Here is a 15132-nt window from a genome sequence, read left to right on the forward strand (position 1 = left end):
CTCAGCGCCCCGGCTCGTCGTTCCACAGATATTTATGCAACTGCAATTGCAACCGCACCGGCAGGTTGTCCGCCACCACCCAGTCCGCCAGATCGCGGGCATTGAGGTCATGGTGGCTTGGGGAAAACAGCACTTCACCGGCACGCCGATCGAGACCGTACTGAATCAGTTTGGAGACGGCCCAGTCATAGTCGTCCCGCGAGCAGATGACAAACTTCACCTGATCGTTGGGCGTCAGCAGTTCGATGTTCTCGTAACGGTTGCGATGGGCTTCTTTCGAATCCGGCGTCTTCAGGTCGACAACGCGACTGACGCGCGGATCGACCGCCGAGACGTCGAGTGCGCCGCTGGTTTCCAGCGAAACCTCGTAACCGGCATCACACAACTGCTTGAGCAAAGGAATGGCATTCGGCTGTGCCAGCGGCTCACCGCCGGTGACACAGACGTAGCGCGGACGAAATCCGGCCACTTGCTCGAGGATGTCGTCGAGGGAACGGACGGTGCCGCCGCTGAAGGCATAGGCGCTGTCGCAGTATTGGCAACGCAAAGGGCAACCGGTCAGGCGCACAAAAACCGTGGGCAGCCCGGCAGTCCGCGTTTCCCCCTGCAACGAGTAGAAAACTTCGGTGATTCTCAATGTGTCTTGCATAGTCGCCACGGGCGTAACAGCTAAACAGGCTGTCCGCCTCCGTCAGGCACTTCAGGCAATCCCGCCAACGCGTAGACCGCAAGAAGCGTGTTTCAGAAAAAGGGCGTGAATTCTAACGAAAAAACCCGCGACAAGCGCGGGTTTCTTCCAAACGGGTCAAGCTTGCTTACATGCGCTGCAGATCGCGTTGAGCCAACTGAGCGGCAGAGGTACCCGGATATTGGGCCACCACCTGCTGCAGAATGCCTTTGACCTTGTCGGTATGACCGAGGCGGCGCTCTACATCAGCCAGCTTGTACAGCGAATCCGGCACTTTGGCATGCTTGGGATACAGCTGCGAAACCTTGGCGAAAGCCTGACCTGCACCTTGCAGATCGCCTTTGGCCAGATTCACTTCACCCAACCAGTACTGGGCGTTGCCCGCGTATTGGCTGTTCGGGTATTTGCGCAGGAAAGCGGCAAAAGCCTGGCTGGCCTTGTCGAAATCCTTGGCTTTGATCAGGTCGAAAGCGGCATCGTAATACAGCTTTTCCTTGGCCGGATCACCCGGTTCGCTGCTTGCAGCAGGTGCCTGGGCAGCAGCCCCGGCGCCAGCGGCAGCACCGGCAGCAGCACTTGCATCGCCACCGGCAGAAGAATTCTCAGGAGTCGCGGCAGGTGCAGCACCGGATCCTATGCGCCGATCAAGATCCTGGTATCGCTCCAGGGATTCCTGCTTCATGCGCGCAACCTGATTCTGCAGTTCTTCAATCACACCTTGCTGGCGCGATATCTGATCCTGCATCTGTTGCAATTGGTTGAACAGCATGCCTTGTGCCGAGGTAGGGGCCGAAGCCGCTCCCCCGGCATAGGCGCCGTTCGTACCGTAACCCGCAGGCGGATAACTGCTCCCGCTATTGTTATAACCGGAGTTGTCATCGACCACAGGAACCGCAGCCCACGCCGCAAGCGGCGCGAGGCTGAGAGCCAGAACAGTTACAGCACGACGGCACGTTCGCATATCGAATTACTTACGCAGTTCGACGCGACGGTTTTGAGCCCAGGACTGCTCGTCGTTGCCGGTAGCAACTGGACGCTCTTCGCCGTAGGAAACCAGTTCCAGCTGAGCTGGGGAAACACCTTGCAGTACCAGGTAGCGCTGAACGGCTTTCGCACGACGCTCGCCCAGTGCCATGTTGTACTCACGAGTACCACGTTCGTCGGTGTTGCCTTCCAGAACAACGCGAGCGCCGTTTGCTTTCAGGTCTTTGGCGTGAACGTCCAGAGCGCGCATGGCTTCTGGCTTCAGGTCCGAGCTGTCGTATTCGAAGTAGAAGGTGGTGATTGCGCGCAGAGCAGCTTCTTCGCTCAGGGAACCGTCAACGGCACCAGTGTTTGCGCCGTAACCAGCGTTTGGATCAACAGCGCCTTCACCGGCGTTGTCGCCGCCTTTGGACGAGCAACCTACAGCTACAGCCATGGCCAGAGCCAGCGCAGCAAATTTACCAAACTTCAGCATTTCCATCGTGAAACTCCTAATGAACCCCAGTGTGTTAAGTAAAACGTGTAGCGCCCGCTCACTTCAGGTAAGGGGACCAGGACGGTTCTCTGACTTCGCCTTGAGCGGTAGGAAGCGGGAGCCTAACGCGTCCATTAATGGACACGAGCATCAAGACTCCCCGGCCCTGTTGGCGGGTGGCGTAGATTACCATGGTGCCGTTGGGCGCAACAGTAGGTGACTCGTCCAGAGTGCTATCAGTGAGGATCTTTACACTACCTCGCTGCAGATCCTGAGCTGCCACCTTGAAATTGGTGAAGCCATCCTGACGATGAATCATCACCAAAGTCTTTTCATCTGCCGACAGTTTCGGGTTGGCGTTGTAGTTGCCAATGAACGTAACACGCTCGGCACCACCGCCACCGACGCTGGTTTTATAGATCTGCGGCTTGCCGCCACGGTCGGAGGTGAAGTAGATGGTCGAGCCATCCTTGCCCCAGAACGGTTCGGTATTGATGCCCTGGCCATTGGTTACGCGGCTGATCTGGCGCGAAGCCAGATTCATAACGTAAATGTCCGGGTTACCGTCCTTCGACAGCACGAACGCCAGGCGATCACCGTTCGGCGACCAGGCTGGTGCACCGTTCAGGCCTTCGAAGTTGGTGATCTGCTCGCGGCGACCGGTGTCGATGTTCTGCATGAAGATGCGCGGACGCTTCTGCTCGAACGATACGTAAGCGATGCGTTTGCCATCCGGTGCGAAACGCGGCGACAGGATCGGCTCGCGCGATTGCAGCAGAGTCACGGCGCGGGCACCGTCATAGTCAGAACGTTGCAGGGTGTAACGCGTGTTCTTCTCGGAGAAGCGCTCAGCCGTCACGTACAGCAGACGCGTCGAGAACGCACCTTCAATACCGGTCAGCTTCTGGAACGACTGGTCGGAGATAAAGTGCGCCATGTCACGCAGTTGCTCGGTAGTACCGGAAACACTGCCGTCTGCCACTTTCTGTTCGGTGGCCACGTTGAACAATGCCCACTGCACCTGCAGACGACCGCCGGCTGGCGCAATGCTGCCGACCATCATGTATTGAGCACCCACCGCCTTCCAGTCACGGAAGATGATTTCGCTCGGCTGGCTTGGCTGGCTGATCATGTTTTGCTTTGGAATCGGCGAGTAGTAGCCCGAGTTGCGCAAATCGTTACCAATGATTTCAGCCATGTCATCCGGCAGCACGGCACCGCCCTGCATGCCGAACGGTACAACGGCGATCGGGGTAGCCCGATCGCTGCCGCTGGTAACCAGAATGTTTTTCTCATCCGCCATCGCGATCCCTGCCATGCAGCAGATCACGACCAGCATTCCTCGAAGAAGGTTTCTCACAAGGCTAGATCCTCAGGTGTGAATGTCATCTTGAATGAACGATACGGAGCGAAATCGCTCGGCTTCATTCCCTGCATTTCTGTCAAACGTCCAATATTCTTCACTGCAGCGACTGCCGACGCATCGAACGGACCATCACCACTGGACTTGGCCACGCTGACCGAGGTCACCGTACCGTCCGGCAACATGCCGATCTGCAATACAACCGTCATGCCTTTGCGTGCCGAAGGAGGACGAGCCCAACCTTCTGCCGCTCGCGCACGAATCAGGTCATCGAAACTGCCCGCGACTTCGTCACCCTGCTCATCAGCCAAGGCCTGCTGGCGCTGCGGCGTGTCGGAAAGCAGATCGGCCAAGGCCTGAGCCTTTTTATCTTCGGTCGATTTGCGTGCCGCATCCTGCGCTTTCTTCTTCGCAGCATCGGCAGCAGCTTTCTTCTTCGCTTCGTCGGCGATTTTCTTCTTCGCCTCTTCAGCTTCAGCTTTCTTCTTGGCGTCTTCGGCGGCTTTCTTCTTCGCGTCTTCGACGATCTTCTTCTTGGCTTCTTCAGCAGCGGCTTTCTTGGCCTCTTCTTCAGCAGCCTTTTTCGCTTCTTCTTCAGATTTCTTCTTGGCTATATCAGCCAATTGTTTCTCTTCAGCCTTCTTGGCTTCGGCGGTCTTCTTGGCTTCGTCGGCTTTTTTGGCTTCGTCAGCCTTTTTCGCCTCGTCTGCTTTCTTCGACTCGTCGGCCTTCTTGGCTTCCTCGGCTTTTTGAGCCGCTTCTTCTTTCTTTTGTTCCGCAGCGGCCTTGATCTCTTCCTGCTCGACCTTCTTCTGCTCCATCTGCTCGACTTCAGTCTGGCGCGCGGCGGATTTCTTCGCCTCACCCGCAATCTTCTGATTGGTCTGGGTGGTTGCCTGACTTTTCGATTTCAGCTGGTAGAGGGTCGCCTGGACGATCGGTTTGGCCGGCGGCAGCTCTGGTGTAAAGGCAAAACTGACGAACAGCATGCCGAACACCAGCACGTGCAGGACAATCGCCAGAACACTAGGCCAGAAGTAGCTTTCCGAGGCGGACGGCTCTCGCTGTTGCTGCATCAGGGGGCCTCGGTAATCAAACCAACATTACCGACCCCGGCTTTCTGCAACCCGCCCATGGCGCCCATGACGGAACCATAATCGACGGTCTTGTCACCGCGGATGAAGACCTGGGTACGCTTGCCGCCTTCAGTGCCGGCGCGAATGATCTTGGTCACCGCGTCGGTCATTTGCGGCAGGGTCATGGCCCTGTCCTGTTGCTTCTCGGTATCGACTTCGCTGCCAAGGTTCCAGTAGTAGGTCTTGTCAGCCTTGATCGAAATGGTCAGGACTTGCGTGTTGTTGTCCTGCGGCAAGGCTTCGCTGGAAACCTTGGGCAGATCAACTTTCACGCCCTGATTGAGCATCGGCGCGGTCACCATGAAGATGACCAGCAGTACCAACATCACGTCGATGTAAGGCACCACGTTCATCTCGGCGACCGGCTTGCGCTTTTTGCGAGCTCGAGCGATTAAAGCCATTGGAAATTACCTGCTTATTCTTCGCTGGTGTGCACTTTGCGGTGCAGGATCGCCTGGAATTCATCGGCGAAGGTGTAGTAGCGGCCCAGCAAGGTTTCGCTGCGAGCAGCGAAACGGTTGTAAGCGATTACGGCAGGGATCGCGGCGAACAGACCAATCGCCGTGGCGATCAGGGCTTCGGCGATACCCGGGGCCACGGTGGCCAGGGTCGCTTGCTGGGCGCTGGCCAGACCGCGGAAGGAGTTCATGATGCCCCACACGGTACCGAACAGGCCGATGTACGGGCTGACCGAACCGACGGTGGCGAGGAACGGCAGGCTCTGCTCCAGCTTTTCTTCTTCGCGGGAGATGGCCACGCGCATGGCACGCGCCACGCCTTCCATTACTGCTTCAGGATCAACGCCTGGCTGCTGACGCAGACGGGAGAATTCCTTGAAACCGGCACGGAAGATCTGCTCCACGCCCGAATCCGGATCAGGATTGCTGCCCGCCTGACGGTACAGCTTGGACAGGTCGATACCCGACCAGAAGCGCTCTTCGAAGCTCTCCAGGGCGCGTCGACCGGCGCGCAGCAGATTGCTGCGCTGAAAGATCATGATCCATGAGGTCACCGATGCGGCCACCAGGGTCAACATTACCAACTGCACCACGATGCTGGCATTGCTGACCAGGCTCCACATGGAGGAATGGTCGACGACGTTAGCTTCCACGCTTTATCTCCTGCTTTGAGTGTGTACCCGGGCCGACCGCGTCGGCGAAGGCCGCACGCAAGTCTTCGGGAAGGGCCCGGGGTTTCAAACTGTTAGTGCGCACACAGGCCACCAAAAACTGCCCTTCACAGAGCAGCACATTATCCGTTGCCCGCCTGACCTGCTGTTTAAAGCGCAGGCTGGCGCGGTTCAATTCGATTACATCAGCGCTTACCAGCAGTTCGTCGTCCAGTCGCGCCGGCGCGTGATAGCGCGCTTCGCTGGAGTGCACGACAAACAACAGGTCCTCCCCTGCCAGCTGCGATTGAGCAAAGCCCAGCTCGCGAAGCCGCTCGGTTCGAGCCCGTTCCATAAACTTGAGGTAATTAACGTAATACACGATGCCGCCCGCATCGGTGTCCTCGTAATAAACGCGACAACGATGTGCGAACGGCTCAAGCCCGTTTTGCGCGCGCATACTCTAGTGCTTACTCCTCAGGTTGCCAATCCGGCCAGACAACTGTTTTTCATGGTTTCAGAGCTTTACCGCAAAAGTACCGTCCTATGACCGTACAAACCCTGAATAAATCGACAAAAAATGTGTATCAATCGTCCACGGCATCGAGAAACTCGTCTGCCACGGGCATTTCACCCATTCGTGACGGGATGTTTAAACCGAAGTGCAGGTAGGCATGCCGCGTCACCACCCTGCCCCGCGGCGTGCGCATGATGTAGCCCTGCTGAATCAGATACGGTTCCAGCACATCCTCGATGGTGTGGCGTTCTTCGCTGATTGCGGCGGCGAGGCTGTCGATACCGACCGGGCCGCCATCGAACTTCTCGATCATGGTCAGCAACAGACGCCGGTCCTGATGATCGAAGCCATGCTCATCGACATCCAGCAGATTCAGCGCCAGATCCGCCACCGCTTTGGTGATATGGCCTTTGGCGCGCACTTCGGCGAAGTCACGCACTCGACGCAGCAGACGGTTGGCGATTCGCGGCGTGCCACGGGCGCGACGAGCGATCTCGAAAGAACCTTCCGGATCCAGCGGCAAACCGAGAATGGCTGCCGAACGGCTGACAATCGTCGCCAGGTCGGCCGTGCTGTAGAACTCAAGACGCTGGACGATACCGAAGCGGTCACGCAACGGGTTGGTCAGCATACCGGCGCGAGTGGTTGCGCCCACCAGGGTAAATGGCGGCAGATCGAGCTTGATCGAACGCGCTGCCGGCCCTTCGCCAATCATGATGTCGAGCTGGAAATCTTCCATCGCCGGGTACAGCACTTCTTCAACGATCGGCGACAGACGATGGATTTCGTCGATAAACAGTACGTCGTGCGGCTCAAGATTGGTCAGCAATGCGGCCAGATCACCCGGACGCTCCAGTACCGGACCGGAAGTGCTCTTGATCGACACGCCCATTTCCTGGGCAATGATGTTGGCCAGCGTGGTCTTGCCCAGACCCGGCGGGCCGAAGATCAGCGTGTGGTCGAGGGATTCGCTACGACCACGAGCAGCCTGGATGAACAGTTCCATCTGCTCGCGCACGGTCGGCTGGCCAATATAGTCGGCCAGACTGACCGGACGAATGGCCCGGTCCTGGACTTCTTCGCGCTCGCGCGGGCTGTGCGCGGCGGTGATCAGACGATCAGCTTCAATCACTTAAATCATTCCCTTCAGGGCGCGGCGGATCAGGTCTTCACTGCTCAAATTCTTGTCCTTGATGGCGGTAATCGCCTTGCTTGCTTCCTGCGGCTTGTAGCCCAGGGAAATCAGCGCGCTGACCGCATCGTTCTCGGCGGTATTGACCGGCGCTGGGCCGTCCGGCTGATTCGGTACCAGCGCGAACATGGCCGGCGTAGTTTCCCAGGCCTTGAAGCGGTCTTTCAGCTCGACCAGCAGACGCTCGGCGGTTTTCTTGCCGACCCCCGGCACCTTGGTCAACGCCGAGGTGTCCTGCGACTGCACGCAACGGATCAGTTCGTCGACTTCCAGACTCGACATCAGGGCCAAGGCCAATTTCGGCCCGACACCATTGAGACGGATCAACTCGCGAAAAAAGTCTCGCTCACGCTTGCCGGCAAAACCATAGAGTAACTGCGCGTCTTCACGTACGACCAAATGGGTGTGCAGGGTCAGCGGTTCACCGACCGACGGCAGACGATAAAGAGTGGTCATGGGCACTTCCAGCTCATACCCGAGGCCGTTTACATCCAGAATCAGGTGCGGCGGCTGTTTTTCAGCCAGAGTGCCGCGCAAGCGTCCAATCACGTTTCAGATCCTTGAGCGTTGGCCAGCCGTGGGCTGGCGACTGTCGAAAGGCGAATTCCGGGCCGACGACCCAGGCGCAAGAAATCCGCTTTCAGGAAAATTGATGCTGATGCTATCAGAGACGCAGGCGCCCGCCACGACTGCGTGCCGTTCCCAAGCCGTGCGGCAGCAGGCTGGAACGTGTATGTGCGTGACAAATGGCGATAGCAAGGGCGTCCGAGGCATCGATTTGCGGTTTGCTGGTGAGTTTGAGCATGTGCATGACCATCATCTGCACTTGTTCTTTATTCGCGGCGCCTGTGCCCACAACCGCCTGCTTGACCTGAGTGGCCGTGTACTCGGCGATTTCCAGGCACTCTTCGGCACCGGCAACAATCGCGGCGCCACGGGCCTGCCCGAGCTTCAGCGCGGAGTCGGCGTTTTTCGCCATGAAGACTTTTTCGATGCCCATGGTCACCGGGCCGTAAGTCTGGATGATCTCGCGTACGCCGCGATAAACGATTTGCAAACGTTCGTGCAACTCGCCCGCACCGGTACGGATGCAGCCCGAAGCCACATAGATGCAGCCACCACGCCCGGTATCACGAACAATGCCGTAACCGGTAATGCGCGAACCGGGGTCGATACCAAGAATTAAAGTCATAGCGCCTGCAGATTCGGTAAAAGCACGATTTTCAAATCAACCCATAACAAATGTGGGAGCGAGCCTGCTCGCGAAAGCGGTTTCATCATCAGCAACGATGTTGCCTGAAAATCCGCCTTCGCGAGCAGGCTCGCTCCCACATTGAATCGTAGTCGCTCTTAACCGAGCTGAGCGGCCACGTCTTCCGGAATATCCGCGTTGGAATAGACGTTCTGCACGTCATCCAGATCCTCAAGCATGTCGATCAGCTTGAGCACCTTTTCCGCGCCTTCCAGATCCAGTTCGGCGCTGGTGGTCGGCTGCATGACGATTTCCGCATCATCACCCTTGAACCCGGCGGCTTCCAGCGCGTTACGCACGGCATAGAAGCTGGTGAACGAGGTGAACACATCGATCGAGCCGTCTTCGTGGCTGACCACGTCGTCGGCATCGGCTTCCAGCGCCGCTTCGGTCAGTGCGTCCTCATCAACGCCCGGCGCGAAGCTGATCTGGCCTTTGCGCTCGAACAGGTAAGCCACCGAACCGTCGGTGCCGAGGTTGCCACCACATTTGCTGAACGCATGACGAACGGCTGCCGCAGTACGGTTGCGGTTGTCGGTCATGCACTCGACCATCACCGCTACACCGCCCGGGCCGTAACCTTCGTAGGTCAGCTCTTCAACGTTGTCCGCTTCGGTGGCACCGGCGCCACGCGCGACGGCACGATCGATGATGTCGCGGCTCATGTTCGCGCTCAGCGCCTTGTCCAGCGCCAGACGCAGACGCGGGTTGGAGCCCGGGTCACCGCCGCCCTGGCGGGCCGCAACGGTCAGTTCGCGGATCCACTTGGTGAAGATCTTGCCTCTCTTGGCATCCTGACGTTCTTTGCGGTGCTTGATGTTCGCCCACTTGGAATGACCTGCCATAACTCGCTCCGAATTCTCTTTGAAACGTTGCCCGCCCTGCTCATGCAGCGGCCAGCAAACAAAAAATCTCGACCTGCTCTCTATAGAAAGAAAAAAGGCGCATCCGAAGATGCGCCTTCAGGCCCGTCTTACTCAGCCTTTGGCGTTTCGCGCAAACGAATGTGCAGTTCGCGCAGTGCCTTGGCATCCACCACACCCGGCGCTTGCGTCATCACGTCGGCAGCACTCTGGGTTTTCGGGAAGGCGATCACTTCACGGATCGACTGGGCGCCGGTCATCAGCATCACCAGACGATCCAGACCGAAGGCCAGACCACCGTGCGGCGGTGCACCGTACTTCAGCGCATCGAGCAGGAAGCCGAACTTCTCTTCCTGTTCCGCTTCATTGATACCCAGCAGACGGAATACCGCTTGCTGCATTTCCTTGCGGTGGATACGGATCGAACCGCCACCCAGCTCAGTGCCGTTCAGCACCATGTCGTACGCGCGGGACAGAGCGCCAGCCGGGTTGGCTTCCAGCTCTTCAGGAGAGCACTTCGGCGCGGTGAACGGGTGGTGCAGCGCGGAGAAGCTACCGTCGTCGTTTTCTTCGAACATCGGGAAGTCGACGACCCACATTGGCGCCCACTCGCAGGTCAGCAGCTTGAGGTCGTGACCGAGCTTGATGCGCAGTGCGCCCAATGCTTCGCTGACGATCTTGGCCTTGTCGGCGCCGAAGAACACGATGTCGCCGTCAACAGCACCCACGCGATCAAGGATGGCGTTGAGGTTTTCCAGCGGGATGTTTTTCACGATCGGCGATTGCAGACCGTCAACACCGGCAGCGCGCTCGTTGACCTTGATGTACGCCAGGCCCTTGGCACCGTAGATGCCAACGAACTTGGTGTAATCGTCGATCTGCTTGCGCGGCATGCTCGCCCCGCCTGGAACGCGCAGAGCAGCGATACGGCATTTCGGATCATTGGCCGGGCCGCTGAACACTTTGAAATCGACTTCTTTCAGTTGATCGGCAACGTCGACCAGTTCCAGCGGGTTACGCAGGTCTGGCTTGTCGGAACCGTAACGGCGCATGGCTTCTTCGAAAGTCATGTGCGGGAAGTCGCCGAATTCCAGACCCAGCACTTCCTTGAACAGGTTGCGGATCATTTCTTCGGTCAGGCCCATGATCTCTTTTTCATCGAGGAAGCTGGTCTCGATGTCGATCTGGGTGAATTCTGGCTGACGGTCAGCGCGCAGGTCTTCGTCGCGGAAGCACTTGGCGATCTGGTAGTAACGGTCGAAACCGGCGACCATCAGCAGTTGCTTGAACAGCTGCGGCGATTGCGGCAGGGCGAAGAACGAACCGGCGTGGGTACGGCTTGGCACCAGATAGTCACGTGCGCCTTCAGGAGTCGCACGGGTCAGGATCGGCGTTTCGACGTCGAGGAAGCCGTTCTCGTCGAGGAAGCGACGGATGCTGGTGGTCATGCGCGAACGCAGACGCAGCTTCTCGGCCATTTCCGGACGACGCAGGTCGAGGAAGCGATAACGCAGACGGGTTTCTTCGCCGACGTCGGAGAACTCGTTCAGCGGGAACGGCGGGGTTTCCGACTCGTTCAGCACTTCCAGTTCGTAACCCAGCACTTCGATCATGCCCGACGCCATGTTGGCGTTGGTGGCACCGGCCGGACGCAGACGCACCTTGCCGGTGATCTTCACGACGTATTCGCTGCGCACGCGATCGGCAGCGGCGAAGCTCTCGGCGCGATCCGGATCGAAAACCACCTGGGCCAGACCGTCACGATCACGGATATCGAGGAAAATCACCCCGCCGTGGTCGCGACGACGGTGAACCCATCCGCAAAGGGTAATTTCCTGGCCTTCCAGGCTTTCGTTCAGTTGGCCGCAATAGTGGCTGCGCATCATGGTCGTGGTTCGCTTCTCGTAATTCGAAAAATTCGGTGGAGCTCCCGTTGCTTTTCAAGCAATGCGGAACTCACGCGTGTCGTTCAACCTGAGGTTGAACCCTAGTCAGATTTGTCGCCACCGGCCAGGTTCTTCTTGGCGCCGGTCTTGAAATCGGTTTCGTACCAACCGCCGCCACTGAGGCGAAAGCCTGGCATCGACAGTTGTTTCTTGAGCTCTGGCGCCTGACAGGCAGGGCAGTCGACCAGCGGGGCCTCGCTGATCTTTTGAATGGCTTCCAACTGATGACCACAGGAAGCACATTGATAATCGTACATCGGCATGGGGGTGTCTCGGCGATCAGATTGCCACCGCGCGCAGGGCTTTGCGGCGAAAGAGCGGGATTATATCGATTAAATGCGGCCTGTGCAGCCGTAAGACTGCACAGGCCGCGACCTCGTTTGCAACCGCCGCTTCAGAGCGATTAGGCAGGTGCACCGTGCTTGACGCCGTTCATGACACACACCACCCGCACCAGCGCGCTGAAATTTCTCACCCCGCCGTGACGCAAATGCACTTCACGGTCGACGTGGGACAACAGCGAGCTGATCGAACAGCAGTTGTCTGCGGCCATTTTGCCGAGGATGTTCCAGTAGACCCGCTCCAGCCGCAGGCAGGTCGCATAACCGTTCAGACGCACGGATCGTGACGATGGCTGAACCAGTGCCATGTCGAATTCGTTGACGAACGGATCGACTTTCAATTCATGTGGCAAGCCGACAATCCTGTCGCCTCGCCTGTCTCCCTCTACCATATCGGTGACACTCCTTTGCCATCTCTGCTTGTTTGAAAAGTCACATCCTGTGGCTTTCATAAAAGCGCAGACACAAAGTTATAGCCAGACGACTTATTGACCATCTCCGTAGGATAAGCCAACGATACAGGTAAGATTCCGGACAGCGCGCAGTCCTTCGAATGCTGGCCTGCGCGCCCGCAGGATTAAGCTTCCAGCAATGCGCGCAGCATCCACGCAGTTTTCTCGTGAACCTGCATGCGCTGGGTCAGCAGGTCGGCGGTCGGCTCATCGCTGACCTTGTCGAGCAGCGGGAAGATGCCACGCGCGGTGCGGGTCACGGCTTCCTGGCCATCGACCAGTTGCTTGATCATGTCTTCAGCACTCGGTACGCCGACTTCCTCCTTGATAGAAGAAAGGCGCGCGTACGTGGCGTAGGCGCCCGGTGCCGGAAAGCCCAAGGCGCGAATACGCTCGGCAATCAAATCAACGGCCAGCGCCAGTTCGTTGTATTGCTCTTCGAACATCAAGTGCAGCGTGCGAAACATCGGGCCGGTGACGTTCCAGTGGAAGTTGTGGGTTTTCAGATACAGCACGTAGGTGTCCGACAGCAGACGCGATAAGCCTTCGACGATGGACTTGCGGTCTTCTTCACTGATACCGATATCGATTGCCATGTTTACCCCCTAACGGCGATTGAATTCATCCAACAGGTGCAGACCCACTCTAGCAAGCCTGCCGACTCCCCGCAGCCCGGATCGGGTGCAGGTGCTGCGACAAATCGACCGACACCTGCCGCTGGCCGGGCTGATTTGAGTAGCCGCAGGCTTTGCTGTTAAATAGGCAGTGTGTCGCCATGCCCCATTTTTCGGGGTGTTGCGCATAGGCTGATGCCGTGAACGTGTCCACCGCCTCTTATTTTGTTCCGAAGCGAACCGTGCGCCTTCAGCTCTTCCTTGTGAGCCGTCATAAACGTGAGCCAATCAAAATGTTGAAAATCGTCCACCTGCTAATGGGCGCAGCAGCCTTGCTGCTGTCGTTCATACCCAGCTTGAAATCCGAAGCTGTTCCCTACCTGCAACAACCCGATGCACTTTACCTGGCCTTTTTCGGCCTGCTCAACCTGGTGATCGCCCCAGTGATTCCTTTCTGGAACAAAGGCCCTCGTCAGCATCTGCAAAACCTGGTCAGCGCGCTGCTGGTACTGACCGTCGTCCTGCAAACCTTGACCCTGATCGCCCCGATGCCCGTCATCGCCGGTCAGCCAGCCGTGCTGTTCACCCTGGTGATCTCGCTGGTTGCCGTGGTCTTGCACCTGGCTGTGAGCTTCTATCGTTCTTCACCGGCTGCCGCTCCAACCAGCTATGACATGACCAATCGCGATACCGGTACCGTCAAGTGGTTCAACACTTCCAAAGGCTTCGGTTTTATCTCCCGGGATTCCGGCGATGATATTTTCGTGCACTTTCGCGCGATCCGTGGCGAAGGTCACCGCGTACTGGTCGAAGGCCAGCGCGTGGAGTTCTCGGTAATGAACCGGGACAAGGGCCTGCAAGCCGAGGACGTGATCGCCGCTCTGCCGCGACGCTGATTCAGGCATGAAAAAACCGCGAACAGCGTGCTGTTCGCGGTTTTTTTACGCCTGCTGAAAAGTACCCGCCTCAATAGTGCGGCGGTGGCGCCTCATCCTCAAAGGACTCGAACTGGCCAACCATCTCTTCCTGACGCTTGAGCAGGGCTGCCATCTGCAATTGCAGACGCTCGACCACACGCTGCTGAGCAACCAGCACGTCGTTCAACGCCTGAATGGTGTCATCCTGAAACGCCAGGCGGCTTTCCAGATCGGTAACGCGTTCTTCCAGGCTCATGACTCAGCCCTCCACAAAGGTGAAATGCTCGGTCAGGACCAGCCGCAACCGTTCGCGAATGGCAGCGACCTGCTCGGTACTGTAAGGCTTGGCCGGGTGTTTGCCCCAGACCGGCGCCGGCCAGGCTGCGTCGTCACGTTTGCGCACAATCACATGCATATGCATCTGACTGACAACGTTACCCAAGGTCGCGACGTTCATTTTGTCTGCATCGAACAAATCCTTGAGCAGCTCAGCCAGCGCGGTGGTTTCCTGCCAAAACTGCTGTTGGTCGGCGACATCCAACTGAAACAACTCACTGATATCGTCCCGACGAGGCACCAGAATGAACCAAGGGTAATTGGCATCATTGGACAACAGCAGTCGGCAGAGAGGGAAATCACCGATCGTCAGCGTGTCCTGTTGAAGTCGTGAATCTAAAGCAAACACTGCGCGCACTCCCGGCTGATCATTATTCAGCTTAGCGGCATCCCGATGGACAGCGCACCAAGCGACAGGACGGCAGCATACCTGCGAATGCGCCAGCCTTCACGACGACGGTGAATCCCGTCGCTCTGCCAACGCCCCGAGATGTGACATTTGTGAGCGCGACGCACCAGCACGGAACCAACATCGACGTTCAGCGCGAAAAAATGACCAGAATCAGCAGAGACGTGCAGCGTCATGTTCCTTCAAGCTGTATGAATTCAGAACAGCTGTAAATTTTTTTGCACCAAAACCGCACAGTGCGTCTACGCTCACTGCGTCGGGCATCCGCCAAATACTCACTGGCGGGGTGAACCGGTAACGTTTTTGGTTGTCACGCGCGTTTCTCGGCGTGGCAACACCATAGGAGGAATGGCGTCAAGCACAGAAAAAATCAGGCTTGAAGCCCAGCTTTCACAAGGTTTTCACAAGCGCAGGCGGGTGTTCAGAAAAATAACCGCAACGAAATCGCGGTTTGTGCACGCTTGTTGCATTCGTACCCATATGGACTATAAGCGCACCACTGGAAGTGGATGCCTTAAGCCCCATAAGAACAGTGGCAG

General features: G+C 57.8%; 20 protein-coding genes. 1 reads left to right on the forward strand and 19 read right to left on the reverse strand.

The window, feature by feature from the left end; all coding sequences use genetic code 11:
- Position 1 precedes the first annotated feature (1 nt).
- The 16 genes from queE to VY732_RS23100 form a co-directional block, all read right to left on the reverse strand.
- Positions 2-649, reverse strand: coding sequence for a 7-carboxy-7-deazaguanine synthase QueE (queE, locus tag VY732_RS23025; RefSeq protein ID WP_273916800.1), 648 nt, complete (start codon positions 647-649; stop codon positions 2-4).
- A 166-nt stretch (positions 650-815) separates the two neighbouring features.
- Entirely contained in the window at positions 816-1649 is an 834-nt protein-coding gene (gene ybgF, locus VY732_RS23030; RefSeq protein ID WP_077574278.1) for a tol-pal system protein YbgF, read from the reverse strand.
- A 6-nt stretch (positions 1650-1655) separates the two neighbouring features.
- On the reverse strand, positions 1656-2153 hold the full coding sequence (pal, locus tag VY732_RS23035; protein ID WP_003178634.1) for a peptidoglycan-associated lipoprotein Pal: 498 nt from the start codon (positions 2151-2153) through the stop codon (positions 1656-1658).
- Between the two features lie 52 nt (positions 2154-2205).
- Positions 2206-3486 (reverse strand): Tol-Pal system beta propeller repeat protein TolB, encoded by a 1281-nt coding sequence (gene tolB / locus VY732_RS23040; protein ID WP_174244523.1) that lies wholly within the window; start codon positions 3484-3486, stop codon positions 2206-2208.
- Between the two features lie 17 nt (positions 3487-3503).
- Entirely contained in the window at positions 3504-4586 is a 1083-nt protein-coding gene (gene tolA, locus VY732_RS23045) for a cell envelope integrity protein TolA (protein ID WP_016983827.1), read from the reverse strand.
- Positions 4586-5038: a protein TolR gene (gene tolR / locus VY732_RS23050; protein WP_161806672.1), complete on the reverse strand. Its 453-nt coding sequence runs from the start codon at positions 5036-5038 to the stop codon at positions 4586-4588. The genes tolA and tolR overlap by 1 nt, the downstream gene beginning before the upstream one ends.
- Positions 5039-5061: 23 nt before the next feature.
- Positions 5062-5757: a protein TolQ gene (gene tolQ / locus VY732_RS23055; protein ID WP_008080223.1), complete on the reverse strand. Its 696-nt coding sequence runs from the start codon at positions 5755-5757 to the stop codon at positions 5062-5064.
- Complete coding sequence (gene ybgC, locus VY732_RS23060) at positions 5747-6214, reverse strand: tol-pal system-associated acyl-CoA thioesterase (protein WP_077574280.1); 468 nt, start codon at positions 6212-6214, stop codon at positions 5747-5749. Before ybgC ends, tolQ begins: the two co-directional genes overlap by 11 nt.
- A 127-nt stretch (positions 6215-6341) precedes the next feature.
- The gene (gene ruvB / locus VY732_RS23065; protein ID WP_007912736.1) at positions 6342-7403 is read right to left on the reverse strand and encodes a Holliday junction branch migration DNA helicase RuvB; all 1062 of its coding nucleotides are present in this window, start codon (positions 7401-7403) and stop codon (positions 6342-6344) included.
- Positions 7404-8012, reverse strand: coding sequence for a Holliday junction branch migration protein RuvA (ruvA, locus tag VY732_RS23070; RefSeq protein ID WP_034153418.1), 609 nt, complete (start codon positions 8010-8012; stop codon positions 7404-7406).
- A gap of 115 nt (positions 8013-8127) precedes the next feature.
- Positions 8128-8655, reverse strand: coding sequence for a crossover junction endodeoxyribonuclease RuvC (ruvC, locus tag VY732_RS23075; protein WP_007962095.1), 528 nt, complete (start codon positions 8653-8655; stop codon positions 8128-8130).
- A 158-nt stretch (positions 8656-8813) separates the two neighbouring features.
- Positions 8814-9560, reverse strand: a complete 747-nt coding sequence (locus VY732_RS23080) for a YebC/PmpR family DNA-binding transcriptional regulator (RefSeq protein WP_007912738.1) — start codon at positions 9558-9560, stop codon at positions 8814-8816.
- 128 nt (positions 9561-9688) lie between these two features.
- Positions 9689-11464 carry an aspartate--tRNA ligase gene (gene aspS / locus VY732_RS23085; RefSeq protein WP_095121315.1) on the reverse strand — a complete coding sequence of 592 codons (1776 nt, stop codon included), beginning with the start codon at positions 11462-11464 and terminating at the stop codon, positions 9689-9691.
- Positions 11465-11565: 101 nt separating this feature from the next.
- Positions 11566-11787: an FmdB family zinc ribbon protein gene (locus VY732_RS23090; protein ID WP_007912741.1), complete on the reverse strand. Its 222-nt coding sequence runs from the start codon at positions 11785-11787 to the stop codon at positions 11566-11568.
- Positions 11788-11927: 140 nt separating this feature from the next.
- A complete protein-coding gene (locus VY732_RS23095) occupies positions 11928-12257 on the reverse strand; it encodes a ribbon-helix-helix domain-containing protein (protein WP_331691847.1) in 330 nt (109 codons plus the stop codon).
- Positions 12258-12442: 185 nt separating this feature from the next.
- Positions 12443-12913 (reverse strand): Dps family protein, encoded by a 471-nt coding sequence (locus VY732_RS23100; RefSeq protein WP_007912745.1) that lies wholly within the window; start codon positions 12911-12913, stop codon positions 12443-12445.
- A gap of 311 nt (positions 12914-13224) precedes the next feature.
- Between VY732_RS23100 and VY732_RS23105 the strand changes: the two genes are divergently transcribed.
- Positions 13225-13827 carry a cold-shock protein gene (locus VY732_RS23105; RefSeq protein ID WP_331691848.1) on the forward strand — a complete coding sequence of 201 codons (603 nt, stop codon included), beginning with the start codon at positions 13225-13227 and terminating at the stop codon, positions 13825-13827.
- A 70-nt stretch (positions 13828-13897) separates the two neighbouring features.
- Here the strand turns inward: VY732_RS23105 and VY732_RS23110 are convergent, their stop codons facing one another.
- The 3 genes from VY732_RS23110 to VY732_RS23120 are packed head-to-tail and all read right to left on the reverse strand — an operon-like array spanning position 13898 to position 14769.
- The gene (locus VY732_RS23110) at positions 13898-14104 is read right to left on the reverse strand and encodes a SlyX family protein (protein ID WP_038366649.1); all 207 of its coding nucleotides are present in this window, start codon (positions 14102-14104) and stop codon (positions 13898-13900) included.
- A 3-nt stretch (positions 14105-14107) separates the two neighbouring features.
- Positions 14108-14533, reverse strand: a complete 426-nt coding sequence (locus VY732_RS23115; protein ID WP_077574284.1) for an HIT domain-containing protein — start codon at positions 14531-14533, stop codon at positions 14108-14110.
- Positions 14534-14559: 26 nt separating this feature from the next.
- Complete coding sequence (locus VY732_RS23120) at positions 14560-14769, reverse strand: hypothetical protein (protein ID WP_331691849.1); 210 nt, start codon at positions 14767-14769, stop codon at positions 14560-14562.
- Between the last annotated feature and the right edge of the window lie 363 nt (positions 14770-15132).

Source organism: Pseudomonas sp. ZY71 (assembly GCF_036542145.1).
Taxonomy (GTDB): Bacteria; Pseudomonadota; Gammaproteobacteria; order Pseudomonadales; family Pseudomonadaceae; genus Aquipseudomonas; species Aquipseudomonas koreensis_A.